Raw genomic sequence first — 23,325 nt, forward strand, 5'->3', positions numbered from 1 at the left:
AATCGCAGGAATTACTTAGCGATAACCTTGCGACCGCGGTAGTAGCCATCCGCAGTGACGTGGTGACGCAGATGCGTTTCGCCAGAAACTTTATCTACGGATACAGCGGAAGTGGTCAGCGCATCGTGAGCACGACGCATACCACGCTTGGAACGGCTAGGTTTATTCTGTTGTACGGCCATGGACCTTACTCCTTAATTACTTACGCTTTAAACTGGCTAATACGGCAAATGGATTCGGTTTTTCCGCCTCGGCGGGCAACTGACCAAACACCATATCCGCTTCGGACACTTCACAGTGTTCAGAATCATGCACCGGTGCAATAGGCAAAGAGAGGATTAACTCATCTTCGATCATTGCCAGCAAATCAACCTCGCCAAATTCATTGACTTCGACAGGCTCATATGCTTCCGGCAACGCTTCGGCCTGCTCATCATTGATGACCGGGCTAAAACAGAACGAGGTGTGCACATGATGTTCGAAAGACTTGCCACAGCGCTGACACCGTAACGTCACCATTACGTCAGCCTGTCCGTCAATCACTGCCAGCCTTTGACTGTCAATGCCAAACGATAGCGTCGCGTTTACATCGCTGTCCACACTCACCACTGACTCGGCAACACGCATCACCTGTTCAGCGGCATAGACACCAACATAATCTAAACGCTTTTGAGCAGTGCGAACCGCATCAAGGGTTAAGGGTAATTTTACCTTTTGCATAGGGCGCGCATATTAACGTCGTAACGACGGAGAGTCAAAGAAAAAGGTGGTCAAGCGCGGACTTTCCCGAAAATTTACTGTCGGCCACCTCGATTGGCTTCCAGAGCACAGTAAAGTTTAAAATGCATTTCTTGATTACACCCTACTCCTCCTGCACCAGGTTGCAGGGATCACGATTTTGTGGCGCGCTATCCAGCGATGACATAGCTCATCGCGCCACAGCGTGGGAGATTACCGAGGCTAACATATAATGTATCCGTTGGTGCTTGCATCCACCTCACCTTATCGACAGGCATTACTGCGCAAACTTGGCCTGCCTTTTCTTTGTGCGCCCCCCAATACCGATGAAACACCGATAGCAGATGAACGCGCCTGCGACCTGGTTCAGCGGCTGGCCACCGATAAAGCACGGGCGCTGGCTAACGACTACCCTCATCATCTGATCATTGGCTGCGACCAGGTTTGCGTGCTGGCAGGCAACATCACCGGTAAACCACATACCAGAGAGAATGCGCTTCGCCAGTTACGTCTCGCCAGTGGCAACTGCGTCACTTTTTATACCGGACTGACGCTGTTTAACAGTGCGACAGACCGGCTGCAATCTGTTGTCGAACCGTTTGAGGTCTATTTTCGCCCGCTCAGTTCAGCGGAAATAGAGCACTATGTTGATACCGACACCCCTTTTGACTGCGCCGGCAGTTTTAAAAGCGAAGGGCTTGGTATCACGTTGTTTGACCGGTTGGTCGGGCGTGACCCAAATACGCTGATTGGACTTCCGCTCATAGCATTGCTGGCATTGTTACGTGATGAAGGTGTTAACCCGTTACGGCCTTAATCCGCCCGGGCACGTCCTCAGATCAACCTGATAACCACAAGCCCTGAATCGTCACCCAGGGCTTGTGTTATCCATCACTGAGCGTTATTGCTGGCGCTGACGTAATGCGTTCAGGCAATAGCGCAGCATGGGGTCGAGCGGCGCTTCGATACGCATGGTTTCGCCGCTGTGGGGGTGCTCAAAACGCAATGCCTGAGCGTGAAGAAACAAACGGTTGAGCCTGGTATCTACCAGTTGTGTATCAAAATCACGATCGCCATAGCGGTCATCAAACGCGATAGGATGACCGGCATATTGCGCATGTACGCGAATCTGATGGGTTCGGCCGGTCACCGGGCTGGCTCGCACCAGTGTGGCACAGTCAAAGCGCTCTTCTACTTTAAACAACGTCTCAGACGGCTTACCTTCACTGTTGACACGCACAATGCGCTCACCACTTTGTAATATATTTTTCAGCAGTGGGGCCTGAACCGTTTTACAGTGTGATTGCCACTGCCCTCGGACTAACGCCAGATAATCTTTTTGCATTCCTTTGCCACGCAATTGCTCATGCAGTGAGCGCAGCGCCGAGCGTTTTTTCGCCACCAGCAACACGCCTGAAGTATCACGATCCAGGCGATGCACTAATTCCAGAAAGCGCGCGTCCGGGCGAAGTGCTCTCAAACCTTCAATCACCCCAAAGCTCAGCCCGCTTCCGCCGTGGACCGCTGTCCCTGAAGGCTTATTAAGAATTAACAAATAGTCGTCTTCAAATAAAATGCACTCAGCCAGCGCAGAAACTTTCCCCAGACTGGCTGAGACTGGAGCATCTTCACGTTCTGCCTGTCGGACAGGGGGAATGCGTAATTCATCACCATCAAGCAATTTATATTCAGGCTTAACGCGCTTTTTGTTAACCCGCACCTCGCCTTTACGCAAGATGCGATAAATCATGCTTTTTGGCACACCTTTCAGTCTGGTGCGCAAAAAGTTGTCGATTCGCTGACCAGATTCCTCGGCGGAAATTGTCAGAAACTGTACGGTTGGGTTCTCTGTTTTCATGAAGGCGAATTTTAAAGAGCACTCACCGATAGCGCCACATCTTTTTCTATGCTTAACTGTCAGTCTGACTTATGAAGATGACGTTGCTGCAATGACTCACTCTGTCATTAGCATCAAGATGCGTCAGTTTGATTAAAAACAGCACAATAATCTTCATATTGGCAGGCAGTCACCTTGCTATTGATGTATCAGCAATGGAATAATGCTTTGGCTTTCCGTGCTGATTTCCGATAAAACAAGGGAAATTGCGGAATTATTATCTTTGCCGGATTACTCATAAACGCAGCAATGGCGTAAGACGTATTGAATAATCAGGCAGTTAGCGAGCTGTGGTTGACAGCTTGGCCGGCATATGGAATCAGATCTGGCAACGTATTTTCAGAAGCTATTCCCGCAGTAAATGCGCTGTATTCCATCAGGAAATACAGGCTACCGAAACATGCGCCTCTATGCAGGCGACAACCGTGAGGTTGACGCACCTGCGATAAGACACGAGGCCATCGGTCCCCTCCGGTCACGCACCGCGTTCACCCGCTGCTCTTATCAATAATGCAAGTAAAAATAACGAGTTAAGTACGATGAAAAGAATGTTGATTAACGCAACTCAACAGGAAGAGTTGCGTGTTGCCTTGGTTGATGGTCAACGGCTGTATGATTTGGATATTGAAAGTCCCGGTCATGAGCAGAAAAAGGCAAACATTTACAAAGGCAAAATCACCCGCATAGAACCCAGTCTCGAAGCCGCTTTTGTTGATTATGGCGCAGAGCGACATGGCTTTCTCCCTCTCAAAGAAATCGCACGCGAATATTTCCCCAGCCACTACAACGCTCACGGACGCCCCAATATCAAGGACGTACTGCGCGAAGGTCAGGAAGTTATCGTTCAGGTGGATAAAGAAGAGCGCGGAAACAAAGGCGCGGCCTTGACCACCTTTATCAGTCTGGCGGGCAGCTATCTGGTTTTAATGCCCAATAACCCGCGTGCTGGCGGTATTTCTCGCCGTATCGAAGGCGATGACCGAACAGAATTAAAAGAGGCGCTCGGTTCACTGGAGCTGCCTGAAGGCATGGGACTGATTGTGCGCACCGCTGGCGTGGGCAAATCCGCTGAGGCCTTACAGTGGGATTTAGCCTTTCGCCTAAAACACTGGGAAGCCATCAAGAAAGCGGCAGAAGGCCGCTCTGCACCGTTTCTTATTCATCAGGAAAGTAATGTCATCGTTCGCGCATTCCGAGACTATTTACGTCCTGACATCGGCGAAATCCTGATAGATAACCCGAAAATTCTTGAACTGGCCAAGGAACACATCGCCGCACTGGGTCGCCCAGATTTCAGCAGCAAAATTAAACTGTACACCGGTGAAATCCCGCTGTTTAGCCACTATCAAATCGAATCGCAAATCGAGTCTGCTTTCCAGCGCGAGGTTCGCCTGCCTTCCGGTGGTTCTATTGTCATTGATACCACTGAAGCCTTGACTGCGATTGATATCAACTCAGCCCGAGCCACTCGCGGTGGCGATATCGAAGAAACAGCATTCAACACCAATCTGGAGGCAGCCGATGAGATTGCCCGCCAGTTACGCCTGCGCGACCTGGGTGGCCTGATTGTTATCGACTTTATCGACATGACGCCGGTTCGCCATCAGCGCGAAGTGGAAAACCGGTTGCGTGATGCAGTACGGCAGGACAGGGCCCGTATCCAGATAGGCCGTATTTCCCGTTTTGGCCTGCTGGAAATGTCTCGCCAGCGCCTTAGCCCTTCACTGGGCGAATCCAGCCATCACGTTTGTCCGCGCTGTAACGGCACAGGAACGATTCGTGATAATGAATCCCTGTCGCTGTCTATTTTGCGGTTAATTGAAGAAGAAGCGCTCAAAGAAAATACGCGTGAAGTTCATGCCATCGTCCCGGTGCCCATTGCCTCTTATTTGCTTAACGAAAAACGAGAAGCCGTCAATGCTATCGAAAAGCGCCAGGGTGGCGTAAAGGCAATTATCGTGCCGCATGATGGTATGCAGACACCGCATTATGCCGTCGTCCGTGTCCGCAAAGGTGAAGAAAAACAAACGCTGAGTTACATGCTACCGCAGTTGCTGGAATCTGAAGCCCAGACGACAACGGAGGAGCAGACAGCTGAACGCCGTGCACCCGAACAACCCGCGCTGGTTTCGTTTGCTATTCCGGACATTCCACCAACTGACAGCCAACCGACAGCCGCTGAAGCCCCGGCAGCTCAACCTGAGAGCAACCCGGTCGCTAACGATAAAGGCCTGTTTGGCCGCTTGTTTGGCGCGCTAAAAGGACTGTTCAGCGCTCCGGCAGAAGAGAAACCACAGGCATCAGGTGAGGACACCACTGAATCTGGTGAACAGCAGCAGAAACAGGAGCGTCGCAACAACCGTCGTCAGCCTAACCGACGTGAACGCAATGGCAACGAGCGTACACGCGAACCACGCGAACGCGATGAGCAGCGTCGTAATAAGCGCCCTCAATCACCAAATGCCGTGGCTGACGTAACGCCATCAGATGACGCTCAGGCTCAGGATCGCACCGCTCGAGATGAGCAACGCCGCGAGCAACGAGCCGATCGCCAGCGCCGTCGTCAGGAAGAGAAGCGTCAGGCTCAGAGCGATGTAAAAGAGCTCAATACCACGCTGACAGAGACTGAAGTTGAAGAGGTTCAGCCACAAGAGCAGGAAAAACCGGCACCAGTCATGGTTCGCCGCCAGCGTCGAAATCTGTCCCAGAAAGTGCGGGTGCAGGATGAAACAAATAGCGATGCCGCAACCTCTGTTCCGCCGATCGAAGCTCAGCCAGAGGCTATCGCCCTGCCCGTAGTGCCGACTGTGGTACCAGAGCCCGAACAAGCAGCGGACGTTAGCGAAACGGAAAGTGAAACCAGCAGCACGGAAAACGCTCGTGAAAATGGCTTACCTCGCCGCTCTCGCCGTTCACCACGCCACCTGCGCGTGAGTGGTCAGCGCCGTCGTCGTTATCGCGATGAGCGTTATCCGGCACAATCGCCAATGCCTTTGGCTCAGGCATCTGCGGCTCCAGAGATGGCATCAGGCAAAGTGTGGGTGCGTTACCCGGTAGTCCAGCCTCAGCAACCTGAAATCACGGAGGCGGTGACAACTGAACGTACGGATATTCAGGCGACAGAGGCCGTCGGGCAATTATCCTCGCAGCAGGCAGCAGCAGTAGCACTGACTAAGGTCGATACGCTGGTACAGGTTGTAACGCCTGACAATGAACCCTCGCCTCTTGCTCTTGCTGAAGCCACGCCGTCGTTGGCAGAACCGGTGGCAACCGAACAGGAAGCAGCACGGGCTGGTGAGATATCCGAAGAGGAGCACAGCAAAGCAGCCGATGCCGAAACGCCGGTAACACCGGTTGTAGCTACGGTGTCATCTGATGTCAGCCCCTCGGTAATAGACACCGTCAACGTAACACCGTCAGAAACAGAGCTTACTCATGCCACACCGGCTGTTGAGGCCGAAACGGTGACAGCACATCAGCCGCATGTTGTCGAGGCAGACGTTGCAGACACCTCATCACCGGTCGTGACACCAGCGCTGAAAAGCCATGCCGCTGAAACGCAGCAGAGTACCAATACGCCATCGGCTGTTGTTGCTCCGTTGCGCTACGCCAGTGCTCCGATGACACGAGCGCCTGCACCAGCTTACGTGCCAGAAGCCCCGCGGGTAAGCCACTGGCAACGCCCGGTATTTGATTTTAGTGGCAAAGGTTCTGCAGGTGGTCATGCAGCTGAGCATCATGCCAGCGCACCAGCAACACGCCCGGAAAGCGAATAAACGATGCCCCCTGTTGAGGGGGCTTGTTTCTGCGCTACGCTGTAAAGATGAAGCCCGCTATTATGCGGGCTTCATTATTCAGGCAATGGTACTGAGCTGCTTAATATCTATACCTTCGATTTTTCCTTCCAGTTGAGCCACAAATGCCTGAAAATGCGTTGTCTGCTCATGCGCTTTTATTGCCTCCTGATTTTTCCAGCGCTCAAAAAAGACGAATGCCCCTGTTTTATTCAGTTCTTCATGCAACTCATACTGCAAATTACCTTCTTCCAGACGGCTTGGGGCAACCACTTGCCGGACGGCAACGGCCACATCATCAACAAACTCCGGCTTAGCCTGAACACTGGCAACAATACGAATTTCCATCTTCATTCTCCTTTGATATGAATTAACGACGAATCTCACCATAAAACGCCAAGCTTTGGCTGATTTCAACCTTTTCACAACAAACGGGATGCATTCACAACTTTTTCCGCTTATGCTTATTCCCCGCCGTATCACGCCCTGATTCAGGGACGTTATTTACTGACCGCCGGAGCTTGTCATGACCCCGTTGCCCACTACTCTTACCATTCGTCGCCCCGACGACTGGCATCTTCACCTGCGTGATGATCTGATGCTCAGAGCCGTACTCCCTTATACTAGCCGGGTGTTTGCCAGGGCTATCGTCATGCCGAACCTGACGCCGCCTGTCACAACCATTGCGCAGGCTGAGGCGTACCGTCAGCGAATTTTATCTGCCGTACCGACAGAACACCGCTTTGAACCGTTAATGACCTGCTACTTAACGGAATTCCTGAACAAAGATGAAATCATTTCAGGCCATCAGCAGGGGGTGTTTACTGCGGCCAAACTGTACCCGGCACACGCCACCACCAACTCCAGCCACGGTGTTTCTGATATCAAAACCATTTACCCGATACTGGAAGCGATGCAGAAACTCGGGATGCCACTACTGGTTCACGGTGAGGTCACCGATCCGCAAGTTGATATTTTCGATCGCGAAGCCCGCTTTATTGAACGCATCATGATGCCACTACGAGCACACTTTCCTGAACTCAAAGTAGTATTTGAACACATAACAACCCGAGAGGCCGCACAGTACGTGCAATCCGCCGATCGGTTTGTCGCCGCAACCATTACCCCACAGCATCTGATGTTTAATCGTAACCATATGTTGGTCGGCGGTATTCGCCCACATCTTTACTGTTTACCGATTCTAAAACGGAATACTCACCAGCAGGCATTGCGTGAAGCGGTCGTCAGTGGCAGCGAGAAATTTTTCCTTGGTACGGATTCAGCCCCTCACAGTAAACATCGCAAAGAGTCATCTTGTGGGTGTGCGGGGGTTTTCAATGCACAGGCATCATTAGGTGCTTATGCTACGGTATTTGAGGAAATGAACGCGTTAGACAAGCTGGAAGCCTTCTGTTCGTTAAATGGCCCGCGATTTTATGGATTACCCGTTAACGAAGAGAGCATTGTTTTACACCGTACACCAGAACAGTTTCCGGCAGAAATTACTATTGATGATGACACCATTGTGCCTTTTCTGGCCGGCCAGAGCCTTAACTGGTCTATAGCCTGATAGCCCGTCGCTCTCTGCCAGGCAGAGAGCGCTATTTTCCTTTCCACTGCTATTGCTTTCCTAAAAAAACATGTATAAATAAACAGTGCATTAAGGAGACCATCATGCGTGTTGAACTGACGATAGCAAAAACTCTCACCCTTCCTGCGGGTGCCCTGGATGCGTTAACCGGTGAATTCAGTCGGCGCATTCATTGCCACTATCCAGAGACCTCCGTTCAGGTACGTTATGCTGCCAGTAACAATCTCAGCGTGCTGGGAGGCAGTAAAGAAGATAAGGAACGGATATCGGAGCTCTTACAAGAAACCTGGGAAAGTGCTGACGACTGGTTTATACAAAACGAGTAGCGTTCATTGTTAGCAGCTCCCCTCCTGTTTTTGTGTGGCGCGTTTGGCTGCAATTGACTGTTATTGCAATGAACGGGTCTGGAAACAACAGTTGCGCAGACGGATTCGTGTTTCTTACCGCCTTTCTTTGCGATGATTATGGTCATTAACCAGCACATCCATTTGAGTTTTTTTACATTTAATTTCCATAAATGAATCTGGCAGGGATATACTGATATAGCTCATTGACAAGAGCCGCCTTAAACCTCGTTTAGTCACTCACGGTAGTCACTAGTTAATAAGGGGGATTTATGGACAGAAACAATGAAATTATTCAGACGCACCCGCTTGTCGGCTGGGATATCAGCACCGTTGACAGTTATGACGCCATGATGATCCGCTTGCATTATCTTTCTACAGCGGATCAGGCCCCTGATGAGGCGCACGTTGACCGGACATTGTGGTTAACCACTGATGTGGCAAAACAGCTCATCTCTATTCTTGAGGCGGGTATTGCCAAAATTGAATCTAAAGAATGTCATCCTCTTGATTATCTAAAGCATTAGTATTTTTAATATTCCACCATACTTCGTTAATCTTTGTGCATGACACCCCTTACGGGGTGTCATCACGCCGTTGGTTGAAAACACGATATCTACAATCAATAAAAGTCTATTTAAAATAAAACAAGATAAAGAAATAACATGCGTTAATAACCCAAAAATAACTTTTAAAAAAACAATCTTACACATGAAAATTTAATGCGTTATTTCTCATATCATCATTTTTATTGATATAACAAAACAACATTTAATCATGATAATTTTTTATTGATTTTATGTATCATGATGTTTATTTTTATTCTGGACATACATCTTCGATAAGGAACTCGATAATGATTTGGCGTAATACGTCAACCCGATATGGATATGTGAGTATTTTTCTGCACTGGCTCTCGGCTGCTACTGTATATGGTATGTTTGCACTTGGTTTATGGATGGTCGGACTGGGTTATTACGATCCCTGGTATCATAAAGCGCCAGACATACATAAAAGTATTGGTACCTTACTTTTTGTAATCCTGCTTTTCCGCATCATATGGCGCTGGTTCTCTCCCGTTCCAAAGCCGTTATCCAGTTACTCAGCAGTAACACGAATAGGTGCAACACTGGCGCATATTTTTCTGTATCTGCTCTTATTTGGTATTTTGATTAGCGGCTATCTAATTTCCACTGCTGAAAACCAGGCTGTCTCTGTTTTTGGCTGGATTTCTATCCCCGCCACACTCAGTGGAATTCCAGGTCAGGCTGATATAGCCGGTGCTTTGCATTTATATCTCGCCTGGAGTGTGGTGATATTATCGGTTCTTCATCTGCTGGCTGCGTTAAAACACCATATTATTGATCGTGACAGTACGTTAAAGCGGATGTTAGGCCGAAATACCGACTAGTCCCTCTCTGGTTAAAGGAAAAACCAATGTCAAAGAAAAAATTTTTAGGTATCACTCTGGCTTCATTATTTATCCTTGCCGGTACAGTTCAGGCGGCAGAGTATAAAATTGATAAAGAAGGTCAGCATGCGTTTATTCAATTCAGAATTAAGCATCTTGGGTACAGTTGGTTATATGGCACATTCAAGGACTTTGATGGAACCTTCACATTTGATGAAAATAATCCCCCGGCAGATAAAGTCAATGTCACTATTAATACTAACAGTGTGGACACAAATCATGCAGAACGTGATAAACATATCCGCAGCGCTGAATTTTTGAATTCCGCAAAATATCCGCAGGCCACATTTACCTCAAGTGAGGTCAAAAAAGAGGGGGATGAGCTAAAAATCGCAGGTAATTTGACATTAAATGGCATCACAAAACCGTTAATATTGGAAGCGAAAGCCATTGGCCAGGGTAATGACCCCTGGGGGAATTACCGTGCGGGATTTGAAGCTGAAAGCGAGATCAAACTGAAAGACTTCAATATTAATACCGATCTTGGCCCTGCCTCACAAACCGTAGAGTTGATTATTTCAGTAGAAGGTATTCGTCAAAAATAACCTTTCAACTGCGCTATTGCTATAAATAAACAATCTGGCCCAGAGCATAATACTCCGGGCCAATGCCTTCAGCGATAGTTATTTCTCATCAGGTACAGGAATACCTAATGTCATGTTCAATCGCCCTTTTGATTTATTGAATATTTTCATTTCCACTTCTCGGTTTTTACGCCGTTCACGCTGTTCGGCCTGGGGTAATGTTGTTTCTTCCAGACAGGTAAGACTACAGCATCCTGCATATTTTTCTGAACACTGGGCACATTGAATAAATAGCAAATGGCAACCTTGATTGCGGCAATTCGTATGGCTATCACAGGGATTACCACACTGATGACAATGTGCAATGACATCATTCGAAACCCGCTCGCCCATGCGTTCGTCGAAAACAAAATTTTTGCCAATAAACTTCAGCGGTAATCCTTTTTCCCTTGCCTGACGCACATACTCAATAATCCCCCCCTCTACGTGATAGACATGACGAAAGCCATGATGCAGCATGTAGGCGCTGGCTTTCTCACAGCGGATCCCACCGGTGCAATACATCACAATATTTTTATCTCGTTTATCTGCCAGCTTATCCAGCGCCATAGGCAACTGCTCACGAAAGGTATCAGAAGGAATTTCAATGGCGTTCTCAAAGTGTCCGACTTCATATTCATAGTGATTACGCATATCCACAAACACAGTTTGTGGGTCTTCCGCCATACGGTTAACCTCTTCCGCTTGCAGATATTGCCCTACCCGGCTCGGGTCAAAACTTTCATCATCGATACCATCAGCAACAATACGTGAACGAACTTTCATCCGCAGCACCCAGAATGATTTACCATCATCCTCAAGAGCAATATTAAGACGGACGCCATCAAGAGAAGGATGTGACAGAAACAGCCGGTCACGAAACCCTTCAAACTGACTCGCCGGCACACTGACCTGTGCATTAATGCCTTCTCTGGCGATATAGACACGTCCAAATACTTTGAGCTCCATCAATGCGATATATAGCGCATCACGAAACGCATGCGGATCATCGAGTTGAAAGTATTTATAAAAGGAGACTGTGGTGCGAGGCTCGGTTTCGGCAAGCATGCGCGCTTTCAGTTCCTCATTGGAAACACGGTTATGTAACACTGGCATGGTGTACTGTCCTGTTTTAATTGAGGGGAATGACGTTAATATGGTGTTGGAGTGATGTTACGTATCAATTAGGTGCCGCATCATACACGATGAAAGACCAGACTGTCAGCGCACGAGCAATCTGGTCAGCAAAGCATGGTGAGAGCACGTCTGATTTTTAATCTGCCCACGCAAGAGAGGAGTCATCATTATGAGTATGTTGTTCAGCCCATTAACGCTGGGAAACCTGACGCTCCCTAACCGTATAATTATCGCCCCTATGTGCCAGTATGCGGCTGAAAATGGCAAAGCAACCGAATGGCATATGATGCACTTTGGTACGTTATCGCACTCTGGTGCCGGTTTATTCATCATTGAAGCAACAGCAGTCACACCTGAAGGACGAATCTCACCGCAGGATCTGGGGTTGTGGGATGATGATACTGAGCGAGCCTTGCTGCCGATTATTCGCGCAGTTCGTAAACATTCAGCCATACTGCTTGGTATACAACTTAGCCATGCCGGGCGAAAAGCCTCAACCTGTGTCCCGTGGGCTGGCAGGGCATTCCTTTCTCCGGAGCAAGGTGGCTGGCAAACCTTAGCCCCTTCAGCGCAGCCTTATCATCCTGATGATATTCCGCCTGTTGCCATGAGCCATGCACAAATTAAAAACCTGATCGATGCCTTTGCAGCTTCAGCCAAAAGAGCCGACAGGCTTGGATTTGATGTAATAGAAATTCATGCCGCTCATGGCTATTTATTGCACCAGTTTCTCTCACCGCTCACGAACTTGCGTGACGATGAGTACGGTGGCTCACTCTCAAACCGTTTACGCCTGCTACATGATGTTTATCTGGCCGTTCGCAAAAGTGTTGCTTCTCATAAGGTTGTGGGCGTACGTATCTCGGCAACAGATGGTGTAGACGCAGGCTGGGATTTGGCTCAATCCATCACGCTAGGCACCATGTTAAAGCAACTGGGTTGCGATTATATTCATGTCTCAAGCGGTGGCCTCTCCCCCTGCAACAGATTAAGCCCAGCCCCTAACTATCAGGTGCCGTTTGCCAGAAAGATCCGCGAGGAAACAGGCTTGACTACTTTTGCCGTAGGGTTAATAACCGAGCCTGAACAGGCTGAAGCGATTGTGGCCACCGGTGATGCTGATGCCGTCGCTCTCGCACGTGCAATATTGTTTAATCCAAGGTGGCCCTGGCATGCCGCAGTAAAACTGCAAGCCCAGGTCACTACTGCACCTCAGTTTTGGCGCAGTGAACCGCGTTATGCCAGCGGGCTTTTCCGTCAATCATAAGCCGCTTCCCTCGTGAAAAAGCGGGGGAAACGTTATAGCAAATGTCATCAAACGTTAAAAACCTCACACAGCAGGTGCTATTATAAATATTACGTTGAATTTACGAGCAAAAATGCTGCTTGTATTGTTTATCTGGTAACGCTATCTCAGGCCATGAGCTTAGGGAGCCCTGATTACCCTGTTAACTATCAGCACATTACTGCCGCTTTTTGATACTGAATCCATGACACACATTCCCTCTTTCAACCGATCGTTGCTACACCCCCGTTATTGGGCAACATGGGCCGGCATTGCCCTGCTTTATCTGGTCGTTTTGCTTCCTTACCCGCTGATTTATCGTATCGGAACCAGGCTTGGACGACTCTCGATGAAGGTATTAAAACGCCGTGTCGCGATAGCAGATCGTAACCTGCAACTCTGTTTTCCCGATATGTCAGAACAAGAGCGTGAGCAACGGGTTATAAAAAATTTCGAATCGGTCGGCATGGGAGTAATGGAAACAGGCATGGCATGGTTTTGGCCTGACTGGCGTGTGGCCCGCTGGTTTACGGTAATGGGTATTGAACACATGCTACCGCTGCGTGAGAAAAAACATGGCATCCTGTTGATTGGTTTGCATTTTCTTACACTGGAATTGGGGGCGCGCATTTTTGGCATGCAAAATGCCGGTATTGGTGTTTATCGTCCGAATGACAACAAACTGCTCGACTGGCTGCAAACCAGAGGAAGAATGCGTTCCAACAAATCAATGTTAGATCGTAAAGACTTGAAAGGCATGATTCGAGCGCTAAAACAGGGGGAAATCATCTGGTACGCCCCCGACCATGACTATGGCCCACGTAGTAGTGTCTTTGTGCCTTTATTTGCAGTTGAGAAAGCCGCAACCACCGTAGGCAGCCATATGCTGGCCCGGACAGCCAAGCCGGCTATTGTGCCATTTGTGCCACGCCGATTAGCTGATGGTAAAGGGTATGAATTGATCATTCGCCCGGCACAGTTGGATATCCCGCTCGACAGTGAGGAGGCGACCGCCGCCTGGATGAATAAACTGATTGAAGAAAATATCCTGCTGGCGCTTGACCAATACATGTGGCTACATCGGCGTTTTAAAACCCGGCCAGAGGGCGAACGTTCTTTGTATACAGATTGATGACCATAGCAACAGTAACACACTGCTTCGTTTTGAAAGAGGGCGTTATATTACCCCGTATTGGCTATTCATCATAACATCAAGAGTCGTGCCGGTATGCAGTCTTATACAGTGGAATATTGCCAGACAGCAAAATAAAAATGCGATACCTGATTATTCAATATGCATAAAAAAAGCAACGGCCAAAGCCGTTGCTTTTAAATTGAATCATTGATTCGTTAGATGTTTTTTATCACCGGGGCATGGAGAGCCTGATAGGCATGATGCCAGTTTTGATAACTATCCGGCTGGCTCCATAAACGATAATGCAGACGAGCCAGCGTAACCGGGTCACTTAACAACGCCAAACGCAACGCACCATCGATATCTTGTGGCTTACGAGCTAATGCCTCGTTAACACGCTGCTCACGCATATTCTCAATAGGCTGGCTAAAGCCGTGGCGGGCTGTTGCCATCGCACTGGCCAACGCATTGATTGAAGGATCAAACACCGCATGCATAAAACCGTGCTCAAGCTTACGCTCACGATTACGGCGGAAATATTCATCCGTCGCCACCAATTCGCGCGGCGGGTCAGACTCTTCGGGGATCAGCAACAACTGATTGCGTTTACACGCCAGCCCGAGATTGGCTCGGCTAGAAAGCACAGAAACCAGCGGAGACAAGATCAGTGAGAATACAATTGGAGCAAGCCACCACAGGAAGCGCAGATCAAGCCACGCCATGCCAATTGCCCATACCAACCCAAGTAACAGTTGTGAGCCATGGCGGGCAAAAGCCTCACTCCAGGGGGTCGCATCATCATCACGCTGTGGCGATTTCCATTGCACAGACCAGCCAAGGAATGCACTAACCACAAAAACGGTGTGGAATAGCATGCGTACCGGGGCCAATAGTACGGAGAAAAGCATCTCAATCAGTAATGAGGCAAACAATCTGACTGCACCGCCGTAAGCTTTCGCGCCCTTGGCACAAACAAGAATCACACTTAACAACTTTGGCAGAAACAGTAACACCAATGTGGTCGAGAAAAGGGCAATGGCCAGTTCAGGACGCCACTGAGGCCAGACCGGAAAAAGCTGGCGAGGCTGCAAAAAATACTGCGGTTCCATCAGAGTGTGTACAACCTGTAAGGCCGTAGACAGCGCCAGGAACATAAACCACAGTGGAGCTGACAAATAAGACATCACCCCGGTCAGGAACACAGCACGATGTACAGGGTGCATACCTTTAACCAAAAACAACCGGAAATTCATCAAATTACCGTGGCACCAGCGGCGGTCACGTTTTAATTCATCAAGCAAATTGGGTGGTAATTCTTCATAACTTCCAGGTAAATCGTAAGCAATCCACACACCCCAGCCTGCACGGCGCATTAATGCAGCCTCAACAAAGTCATGAGACAGAATAGAACCGGCAAACGATCCCTCTCCCGGCAGCGGAGCCAGTGCACAATGCTCAATGAAGGGTTTTACCCGAATAATCGCATTATGCCCCCAATAATGCGATTCACCCAGTTGCCAGAAGTGCAACCCTGCCGTAAATAGCGGGCCATAAACACGCGTCGCAAACTGCTGACAACGGGCATACAGCGTATCCATACCTGATGCCCTTGGCGCAGACTGGATAATACCGGCATTGGGATTAGCCTCCATCAAGCGAACCAGTGATGTCAAACACTCACCACTCATCACACTATCAGCATCCAGCACCACCATATAGCTATACTGATTTCCCCAACGGCGACAGAAATCATCAATGTTGCCGCTCTTACGTTTTACGCGGCGGCGGCGGCGGCGATAGAAAATACGACCAGCACCGTCTACTTCACGGCACAGATCTATCCAGGCTTTCTGCTCAGCAACACAGATGTCAGGATCATTACTATCACTCAGAACATAAATATCAAAATGATCCAACTCACCCGTTGCCGCCACTGATTCATACGTCGCACGCAATCCGGCAAAAACACGCTCCACGTCCTCATTACAGATAGGCATAATGAGCGCGGTTCGATGGGCAGGATTGAGGGGCTCATTTCCAACCGTTGTTGAAGAGATACTGTACTTATCCTTACCTATCAGCAGTTGCAGGAATCCCATCAACGCGGTCCAGAAACCCGCCGAGACCCAACAGAACAGCACAGCAAACAGAATAAGAATGCCACTTTGCAATACATAAGGCAGTAACTGCATTAAAGTACGCCATACATCCTGATGCACCATGGCAAAAGGATCAATCAGCGCCCAGCCCTGGTAAGGGAGAATGGTTTTCATATACCAGGTAGCAATGGCCGTCTGGAAAAGGGTTAGCACCAGCAAAATATAGCGGCGCAGTGTACCTACTTTGCGCCAGCGGTTTTCCGCTTCGTTTTCTTCGGTGCTCTTGTACTGATGGCGAAGCGGTTTAACGCGACCATTAATGTTATCCCACCATCGCACCATCGGGTTAGTCTGCCAGGCATCAGGAAACATCGACGCACGGGTAATCTTCGGCATCGCCTGCAACGCAGTGCGTCCTTCACGATCTTTACCCAGCTGTTCACCCCCATTTAGCCCATCGTTCCACGCCAGTTCCAGACGACGTTGAACCGAGGCCAATGGCACATCATCTGGCGAACGCATCGATACCGCCGTGTCGTTACCAGATAGTGATTGGTGTAGCGAAGAGAGATCCTGAGACTGTGATAGCGTCTCGCGCAGGCCCTCTGCCTGGCCAGCAGGCAGAGGTAATTTCTCGATATAATCGAGGGAAGAAGGAGTTGACTTATTCATTAGCAGGCAACTGATAGCTCCAGGTTTCAGTCAATGTCGTTTCACCATTGACCAATGCCGCTCGCATTTCCGTCGGTTGCTTATTGTCTTTCACCTTCATACGCAGTGTCAGACGCCAACCATGAGTTACCGGATTATAGCGAACACTGTTTTCCACAATTTCACCGTTGTCACCGATACTGACTTGTGATGCTACCGGCGTATTCGGGTCCAGATCCTTCACGTTGCCCCCGACAAAATCGACCAAAAAGGCGGTCGTTCCATCTGGCTGACGAATCAGGTTAGATTGCTTTACATCGCCAGTAGAACGCATTGTCTTCATGACATAGGCCAGTTCTTGCGAATGCAGCGCTTCTTCGTCTTTTGTGAAGTGCAAACGGTATTTGACTTCCAGCGGCTTACCCTTCTCTGGCAATGCCTCTGGAGTCCAGAACGCAACAATATTGTCGTTCGTTTCATCCGCTGTTGGAATTTCTACGAGTTCAACCCGGCCTTTACCCCAATCGCCTTTGGTTTCAACCCAGCCACTGGGACGTAAATCATAGCGATCATCCAGGTCTTCATAACCAGAGAAGTCACGACCACGTTGTAATAACCCAAAACCCTTAGGATTTTCAATCGTGTAAGTGCTTACCGACAAATGTTTCGGATTATTTAACGGACGCCAAATCCATTCGCCATTACCGGCATGAATGGACAAACCATTTGAATCATGCAAAGCCGGACGGTAATTCAGCGTTGGCGATGGCTGGCTAGGTCCAAACAAGAACATGCTGGTCAGCGGTGCCACACCCAGCTTACCGACTTTATCTCGCAGATAAACCTTCGCCTCTACATCCACCATGCTGTCACTGCCAGGATAGACAACGAACCGGTAGGCACCGACAGAACGCGGCGAATCAAGCAATGCATAAATCACCAGATGCTTGTCTTCAGGTTTTGGATGCTCAATCCAGAACTCTCGAAAACGCGGGAATTCTTCACCTGATGGCAATGCGGTATCAATTGCCAAACCGCGCGCAGACAAACCGTAAACCTGGCCTTTACCAACAACACGGAAGTAACTGGCTCCCAGCATACTGAGAATTTCGTCGTTCTTATCCGCTTTGTTGACAGGATACAGAACCCTGAAACCAGCAAATCCCAGATCCTTCACCGTTGCCGCATCATGATTGACAGAGCCAAAGTCAAAATAATCCGTGGAATATTTTATTTCATTGACTTCAGTAGCCGTTACTTCGTTGATTTTGACCGGAACGTCAAAATACATACCCTGATGGTAGAATTGCAGTTTGAAAGGCGTCTGGTCTGAATTCCAGTAGGATTTGTCCTGGTTGAAGCGAATCTGCTGGTAATCAGCGAATTTCATATCGCGGAACTGAGCAGGCAAATTGCTCTTTGGTGCTTCATACCCTTTTTCAGCAAGCTTTTCTGCTTGTTGCGCAACATCATCAATAGAAAAAGCCCAAGCGTGTAATGACGTCAGCGACAACATCACAGCGGCTGAAATCCAGCGAAGCGAAACGCTACGCGGCTTAACCCTAAATTTATTAACCAGCACATCTCCCCCTGTATGTGTGCCTAAATCAACTAAAACCCATATTAAAGGATAAGTTAGCTTTCCGACAACTTGAGAAAAGAATGCGTCATCATAAAAGCTCACCGTTTAAACAACATTTCCCCGTACATGAGGGTGAAGGACTTTTTACAAAGCGATCGCTATCACGTTCTCTGCCTGATAAGGCACAAAAATAGCCTGTGATAACGCGGAGGTAAATTCTCCTCTCACCAGGCAGCAGTGGCAAGAAACTTCTGGGGACGATGGTGTGCTATAGATGTTTTATGGAAAGCTTGCCGCATTTTTTTTACTTAACACCCTCAAAAGAAAACATCGCCTTAACCATCCTGATCGGTTCAGGTAATATGATTTCATGTGATCCATTATCATTCTCATACTAACAACCACTTGATGTCTTTGCTTGAACTAAGACGCTCGCGTTTTCCGGCGTGGCTCGCGATTTTAGCGCTTCTCGCTATCTTTCTCGCACCACCAATCTCGCAATTTCTGCGGGCACACCATCATGTTCAAGCTCAGCCCTGCCCATCAAACGATGTAACGCTTTCCCTGCCAGACTCGGTCAACACCCTATCGGGGCACGGGCAACATCCCCATCATCATACCCTGCCTATGCCTTCCTCTGCGTCCATGATGGGCCACGATCATATGGGCGAAATGGGTATGGATCATGCAGCCTGTGGCTATTGTGTGCTGTTTACCTATCTGCCCGTGCTGGTCATATCCGGCGCACTGCACCTTGCTGCCACACGCTGGCGACAACATGGGCGAGAAAGCAGGCATCATCAAGCCCATTTTTATCATGTTTGGTCTCTTTTCCCTCAACCTCGTGCTCCCCCCTCGTCTTGCTCATTCGCTTTCACGACACGATTAAGATTAACAATGGCTCACGCTGGCCTGGCCGACGGGTAATCAGCCCGCGTTAGAACGCGTGTCCAATCATGACTTGCATCTATCGAATCATTCCCGATAGGTCTTCTTACTGACTCTTTCTTAAGAGAGGGGTTTTATGTCCGTATCTGCAACGGGAAAAACAGCTGTCCAATCAGCAAAATCGGTGACGCCAACACTTTCCGATACACATCACAATACGACTACCCGCTCACAGCGGGCTGCATTACACGCCTTACTCATGCGATTACATTTTTATATTGGCCTGTTCGTCGGGCCTTTTATTTTTGTCGCAGCCCTGACTGGCACCGTGTATGTGTTAACACCGCAAATAGAATCAATGTATTACTCCACATTTCTTTTTACCGGCAACACCGGAGAGGCACATCCGTTATCACAGCAAATAAATGCCGCCACACAGGCATTGAGCCGCCAACAGCCAGCGGCCAAACTCACTGCGGTACGCCCCTCGCCAAGCGCAGGTCAAACGACACGCGTGATGTTTTCGCTCCCCTCACTCGGCCCTTCGGAGAGTTATGCGGTGTTTGTCGATCCCGTATCGCTTGAGGTCCGTGGCTCTGCGACCGTATATGGCACCAGTGGTATTTTACCGTTTCGGACGATGCTGGATTACCTGCACCGTCAGCTGTTACTTGGCGAAGTAGGACGTAATTACAGCGAACTGGCTGCTTCATGGCTATGGCTTGCGGCGCTGGGAGGAGTTTATCTTTGGATAAGCACGCGAAAAGTCGCCCCTAAATTACGCCAATTGACTCAGTCTGCCAGCAGAAAATTCAGCCCGGTGAGACAGCACCAGCATCTTCGCCACCGCCACTCAATGATGGGATTGTGCTTAATTATCGGTCTGGTTTTCTTTTCCGCGACGGGCCTGACATGGTCACGTTGGGCCGGCGATAACGTTGCTGCACTAAGAGCCGCGATGGGCTGGCTCACCCCTTCGGTTAACACCCAGCTAAAAACTCCTTCACTGCATGATATGAGTGTTCATGCAGAGCATCAGTTGCTGACAATACCTGCTGCATCCCCCCCTCTGCGGACAACGTTTGACAAAATACTGGCTGTCGCCCGTGAGGCTGGAATTGACGCGGGAAAAATTGAAATTAGGCCTGCAACAAAACCGCAACGAGCCTGGACGGTAAGTGAAATTGATCGTTCATGGCCAACTCAAGTCGATGCCATCGCTATCGACCCAATCACATTGACCGTGATTGATAAAGTCCGCTTTGCTGACTACCCGTTAGCCGCCAAACTCACTCGCTGGGGCATTGATGCACATATGGGCATCCTGTTCGGTTTACCCAATCAGCTATTGCTGGCAGCGTTTGGCCTTAGCCTGTGTACGTTGATTATTTGGGGATATAAAATGTGGTGGATTCGTCGCCCTCGCCATCGAGCAGTACCCCATCCGATACAAACGCTGACGACAGCGTTCCTGGCTTTACGAACCACAGCAAAAGCGTTGGTATTGTTGATAACCACGCTACTGGCCATCACCTTACCCGTCATGGGAATAAGCCTGGTGCTCTTCTTGCTGGTTGATATTTGGCGTTGGACACGCGCCAGACGTTACGCGATTGCGTAACCCGGCGTGATACCGCCTAGTAAACCGCAGCCTGTGCTGCGGTTTACATCACGATATTATCAGTCCGATAGCCAGGTTATCAAAATGTTGCCCATTGTGGTGTTCTTACCCGTTCTTTATCATTAAGCACCGCCAACTCCGCCTCCAGAACACTATGCTGATGCTGCCACACCGCCTGGGTTGCCTGCGCACCTAATTTAAACACACTCACTGTTTTCGCTAATGCATGAGCCTGCTCTTGTAATGACAAAGCTGCCGCTGCCGACTCTTCCACTAATGCTGCATTTTGCTGTGTGGTGACATCTATCTGCCCAACAGCCAGATTAATCTGATTAATTCCATCACTTTGCTCTTGGCTGGCCTGCGCTATCTCTCGAATAATTCCCCCTGTATGATGGGCATTATTAATGACCTCATCCATGGTCTGTTCGGTATTTTCAACCAGCAACATGCCGTCTTTAATTCTCTGTACCGAACTGTCAATTAACGCTTTTATTTCCTTAGCTGAATTAGCACTACGTTGTGCTAAAGCCCGAACTTCACTGGCCACCACGGCAAAGCCTCTCCCCTGCTCCCCGGCTCGTGCAGCTTCAACTGCGGCATTAAGTGCCAGAATATTGGTCTGAAACGCAATGCTGTCTATCACACTGACAATCTCTGCCATTCGCTGAGAACCATCGTGAATTTCGCGCATTTCACGGGTGACATTCGCCATCATCTCACCACTTTGACGCACGATATCAGATGCCTGCCCCGCCAATGACGCCGCATGGTTCGTATTCTCTGTTGTGTTCTTGATCGTCGCTGTCAACTGCTCGACAGAGGCGGCAGTTTGTTCCAGTGAGCTGGCCTGCTCTTCAGTACGAGCGGATAAGTCCTGATTACCGGCAGCAATCTGCGATGCAGCAGACGAGATAGTTTCTGCACCATCACGAACCTGACCAACAATATTACGCAAGCTATCATTCATGTTATATAAAGCATGAAGCAACTGACCGGTTTCATCTTGATGACATACTGTTGGCTCAAATGTCAGATCACCCGTTGAGACTCTTTCTGCCAGCTTTACAGCGTCACGTAATGGATGTGTCACACTACGAGTCATCCACCAGGCTATAATACCGCCAGCGATGATACTGAATATCAAAACCAGCCAGAGCCCTAATTTAATTTCGGTATAACTTCTCTGTACATTCTCACTTGAGGCAACCATTTGATCATCTTGATAATCAATAAACTCTGCAATTTTAGCTTTGTATTTCTTTTGTAATTGCAAAGAAACATGGAGTAACTCAGCAATCGCACTTTGCTTATCACCACGGCTGGCGAGTTCCATTAATTTATTACCCGAAGTTGAGTATTCAGCACGGAGCTGTTGAATATCTCGTAACAAACTGGCAGAACGCTCATCATTTGCGTGTGAGCTTAAATCTGACAATAACGCCGTAATTTCCGCAGAATTTTTTCTGGTTTCTTCATTTCGCTGTCTTATTTCTTCTTTGGAGTCCAGCATCAATATCAGCTGCTGCCCCATCAACGCATTATTTAACTCTTCAATCAGCCTATGCCCCTTTGCTGTTACCGGATAAAGTGTAGAAACGGTATAATTCATTTTTCGATTAAACTCGCTTAATTTACTTAATGCAACAGAGCCTGTAATTAACAGCATAACGATAATAAATGAGAATCCTATCGCAAGCCTATATCCTATTTTAAGATTAGAAAAATTCATTTTGCACGCCTCCATAAAATCCCTTTGACGACCTTCCGATAAATAATGCATGAGCAATAGATTCATCCATCATACATTATGTCCATTATACTTCACCCGGCATCTGCTCCGATAACCGGCCTTCATCAACCACTGATACTGTAAACGCCAGCGTTGCTCCACATTTGCCATTTTCTAATAGTACAGTCTTCTAATAGTACACATGCCTGTTAATATTACATTAAAACACCATAAACGCTGGAAGAGGACATTTGAAAACAATGCCGCCATATTTCAGTAACAGCGGAGCTCTTACCTGTTTTTAATAAGGTATTAAACGTCTTGATATTGTCATATGACATCATAAAGAAATAGCTTTTGATTGAGACATGATTGCTCAGTAATAGGTTCCATACCGATTGTGTGGTAGGACCATATGTAATATCTGATTTGGAAATCACTTTATCCTCCATGACATTGATTTCCGCTGAAAACAGTGACCCTGCCGTCACATTTAGGCTACGAGGGCACCGATAAAATTTCCCAAGGTGACAGAAAAATTTTCTCGATTACTCGATAAACGCCTAAAAAAACACCCTGTTATTTCTATGATTGCCTATTGCTTAACATAAGGTGAGCGGCAATCAATTCTTTCACAATACAATAAAAATGATAAGTATATTGTGTCCAAGAGCAAGAAAATTTACAGAACTCATTCGACCACAAGCAAAGGATTATGCTGTACCCAAAGTCCATTCGGGCATTAAGTGACGAAACCTCGCCTCTCGTTCCCAACACCAGAAGAAAATTATGGTTTC

19 protein-coding genes are annotated in these 23,325 nt (G+C 48.4%); 11 read left to right on the top strand and 8 right to left on the bottom strand.

All coding sequences use genetic code 11. From position 1 onward, the window contains the following. Nucleotides 1–11: 11 nt before the first annotated feature. Both rpmF and yceD read right to left on the bottom strand, forming a co-directional pair. The gene (gene rpmF / locus DAQ1742_RS12875; protein WP_012765199.1) at nucleotides 12–182 is read right to left on the bottom strand and encodes a 50S ribosomal protein L32; all 171 of its coding nucleotides are present in this window, start codon (nucleotides 180–182) and stop codon (nucleotides 12–14) included. Nucleotides 183–198: 16 nt separating this feature from the next. Next, nucleotides 199–720: a 23S rRNA accumulation protein YceD gene (gene yceD / locus DAQ1742_RS12880; RefSeq protein ID WP_035341103.1), complete on the bottom strand. Its 522-nt coding sequence runs from the start codon at nucleotides 718–720 to the stop codon at nucleotides 199–201. 250 nt (nucleotides 721–970) lie between these two features. Here yceD and DAQ1742_RS12885 point away from each other — a divergent pair, with 250 nt between their 5' ends. Continuing rightward, nucleotides 971–1,555, top strand: a complete 585-nt coding sequence (locus DAQ1742_RS12885; RefSeq protein ID WP_035341100.1) for a Maf family protein — start codon at nucleotides 971–973, stop codon at nucleotides 1,553–1,555. A gap of 84 nt (nucleotides 1,556–1,639) precedes the next feature. Here the strand turns inward: DAQ1742_RS12885 and rluC are convergent, their stop codons facing one another. After that, the gene (gene rluC, locus DAQ1742_RS12890; RefSeq protein WP_035341097.1) at nucleotides 1,640–2,596 is read right to left on the bottom strand and encodes a 23S rRNA pseudouridine(955/2504/2580) synthase RluC; all 957 of its coding nucleotides are present in this window, start codon (nucleotides 2,594–2,596) and stop codon (nucleotides 1,640–1,642) included. A gap of 578 nt (nucleotides 2,597–3,174) precedes the next feature. Here rluC and rne point away from each other — a divergent pair. Further along, on the top strand, nucleotides 3,175–6,411 hold the full coding sequence (gene rne / locus DAQ1742_RS12895) for a ribonuclease E (protein ID WP_035341096.1): 3,237 nt from the start codon (nucleotides 3,175–3,177) through the stop codon (nucleotides 6,409–6,411). 78 nt (nucleotides 6,412–6,489) lie between these two features. Here the strand turns inward: rne and DAQ1742_RS12900 are convergent, their stop codons facing one another. Further along, entirely contained in the window at nucleotides 6,490–6,777 is a 288-nt protein-coding gene (locus DAQ1742_RS12900) for a putative quinol monooxygenase (protein ID WP_035341093.1), read from the bottom strand. A 178-nt stretch (nucleotides 6,778–6,955) separates the two neighbouring features. On the opposite strand from DAQ1742_RS12900, the gene pyrC reads away from it, so the two are divergent. The 5 genes from pyrC (at nucleotide 6,956) to DAQ1742_RS12925 (ending at nucleotide 10,380) form a co-directional block, all read left to right on the top strand. After that, nucleotides 6,956–7,999: a dihydroorotase gene (gene pyrC / locus DAQ1742_RS12905; protein ID WP_035341092.1), complete on the top strand. Its 1,044-nt coding sequence runs from the start codon at nucleotides 6,956–6,958 to the stop codon at nucleotides 7,997–7,999. Between the two features lie 104 nt (nucleotides 8,000–8,103). Beyond that, nucleotides 8,104–8,346: a DNA damage-inducible protein I gene (dinI, locus tag DAQ1742_RS12910; RefSeq protein ID WP_035341090.1), complete on the top strand. Its 243-nt coding sequence runs from the start codon at nucleotides 8,104–8,106 to the stop codon at nucleotides 8,344–8,346. A gap of 290 nt (nucleotides 8,347–8,636) precedes the next feature. Beyond that, nucleotides 8,637–8,891, top strand: coding sequence for a biofilm formation regulator BssS (bssS, locus tag DAQ1742_RS12915; protein WP_035341087.1), 255 nt, complete (start codon nucleotides 8,637–8,639; stop codon nucleotides 8,889–8,891). A gap of 329 nt (nucleotides 8,892–9,220) precedes the next feature. Continuing rightward, the gene (locus DAQ1742_RS12920) at nucleotides 9,221–9,775 is read left to right on the top strand and encodes a cytochrome b (protein WP_035341084.1); all 555 of its coding nucleotides are present in this window, start codon (nucleotides 9,221–9,223) and stop codon (nucleotides 9,773–9,775) included. A gap of 26 nt (nucleotides 9,776–9,801) precedes the next feature. Further along, nucleotides 9,802–10,380, top strand: coding sequence for a YceI family protein (locus DAQ1742_RS12925; RefSeq protein WP_035341081.1), 579 nt, complete (start codon nucleotides 9,802–9,804; stop codon nucleotides 10,378–10,380). A 78-nt stretch (nucleotides 10,381–10,458) separates the two neighbouring features. On the opposite strand, the gene trhO is transcribed toward DAQ1742_RS12925, so the two are convergent. Further along, nucleotides 10,459–11,514: an oxygen-dependent tRNA uridine(34) hydroxylase TrhO gene (gene trhO / locus DAQ1742_RS12930; protein WP_035341078.1), complete on the bottom strand. Its 1,056-nt coding sequence runs from the start codon at nucleotides 11,512–11,514 to the stop codon at nucleotides 10,459–10,461. Between the two features lie 190 nt (nucleotides 11,515–11,704). On the opposite strand from trhO, the gene DAQ1742_RS12935 reads away from it, so the two are divergent. Both DAQ1742_RS12935 and DAQ1742_RS12940 read left to right on the top strand, forming a co-directional pair. Beyond that, nucleotides 11,705–12,802: an NADH:flavin oxidoreductase/NADH oxidase gene (locus tag DAQ1742_RS12935; RefSeq protein ID WP_180706141.1), complete on the top strand. Its 1,098-nt coding sequence runs from the start codon at nucleotides 11,705–11,707 to the stop codon at nucleotides 12,800–12,802. 223 nt (nucleotides 12,803–13,025) lie between these two features. Next, the gene (locus tag DAQ1742_RS12940) at nucleotides 13,026–13,952 is read left to right on the top strand and encodes a Kdo(2)-lipid IV(A) acyltransferase (protein ID WP_035341071.1); all 927 of its coding nucleotides are present in this window, start codon (nucleotides 13,026–13,028) and stop codon (nucleotides 13,950–13,952) included. A 218-nt stretch (nucleotides 13,953–14,170) separates the two neighbouring features. On the opposite strand, the gene mdoH is transcribed toward DAQ1742_RS12940, so the two are convergent. Together mdoH and DAQ1742_RS12950 are read right to left on the bottom strand one after the other, a co-directional pair. Further along, entirely contained in the window at nucleotides 14,171–16,726 is a 2,556-nt protein-coding gene (mdoH, locus tag DAQ1742_RS12945; RefSeq protein WP_067486691.1) for a glucans biosynthesis glucosyltransferase MdoH, read from the bottom strand. Continuing rightward, a complete protein-coding gene (locus tag DAQ1742_RS12950; protein WP_035341069.1) occupies nucleotides 16,719–18,287 on the bottom strand; it encodes a glucan biosynthesis protein G in 1,569 nt (522 codons plus the stop codon). The genes mdoH and DAQ1742_RS12950 overlap by 8 nt, the downstream gene beginning before the upstream one ends. Nucleotides 18,288–18,695: 408 nt before the next feature. Between DAQ1742_RS12950 and DAQ1742_RS20890 the strand changes: the two genes are divergently transcribed. After that, complete coding sequence (locus tag DAQ1742_RS20890; protein ID WP_074384638.1) at nucleotides 18,696–19,214, top strand: DUF2946 domain-containing protein; 519 nt, start codon at nucleotides 18,696–18,698, stop codon at nucleotides 19,212–19,214. A 97-nt stretch (nucleotides 19,215–19,311) separates the two neighbouring features. Next, complete coding sequence (locus DAQ1742_RS12960) at nucleotides 19,312–20,796, top strand: PepSY-associated TM helix domain-containing protein (protein WP_180706142.1); 1,485 nt, start codon at nucleotides 19,312–19,314, stop codon at nucleotides 20,794–20,796. 79 nt (nucleotides 20,797–20,875) lie between these two features. On the opposite strand, the gene DAQ1742_RS12965 is transcribed toward DAQ1742_RS12960, so the two are convergent. Then, entirely contained in the window at nucleotides 20,876–22,528 is a 1,653-nt protein-coding gene (locus tag DAQ1742_RS12965; protein WP_035345871.1) for a methyl-accepting chemotaxis protein, read from the bottom strand. Nucleotides 22,529–23,325 lie beyond the last annotated feature (797 nt).

Source organism: Dickeya aquatica (assembly GCF_900095885.1).
In the GTDB taxonomy this organism is placed as follows: Bacteria; Pseudomonadota; Gammaproteobacteria; order Enterobacterales; family Enterobacteriaceae; genus Dickeya; species Dickeya aquatica.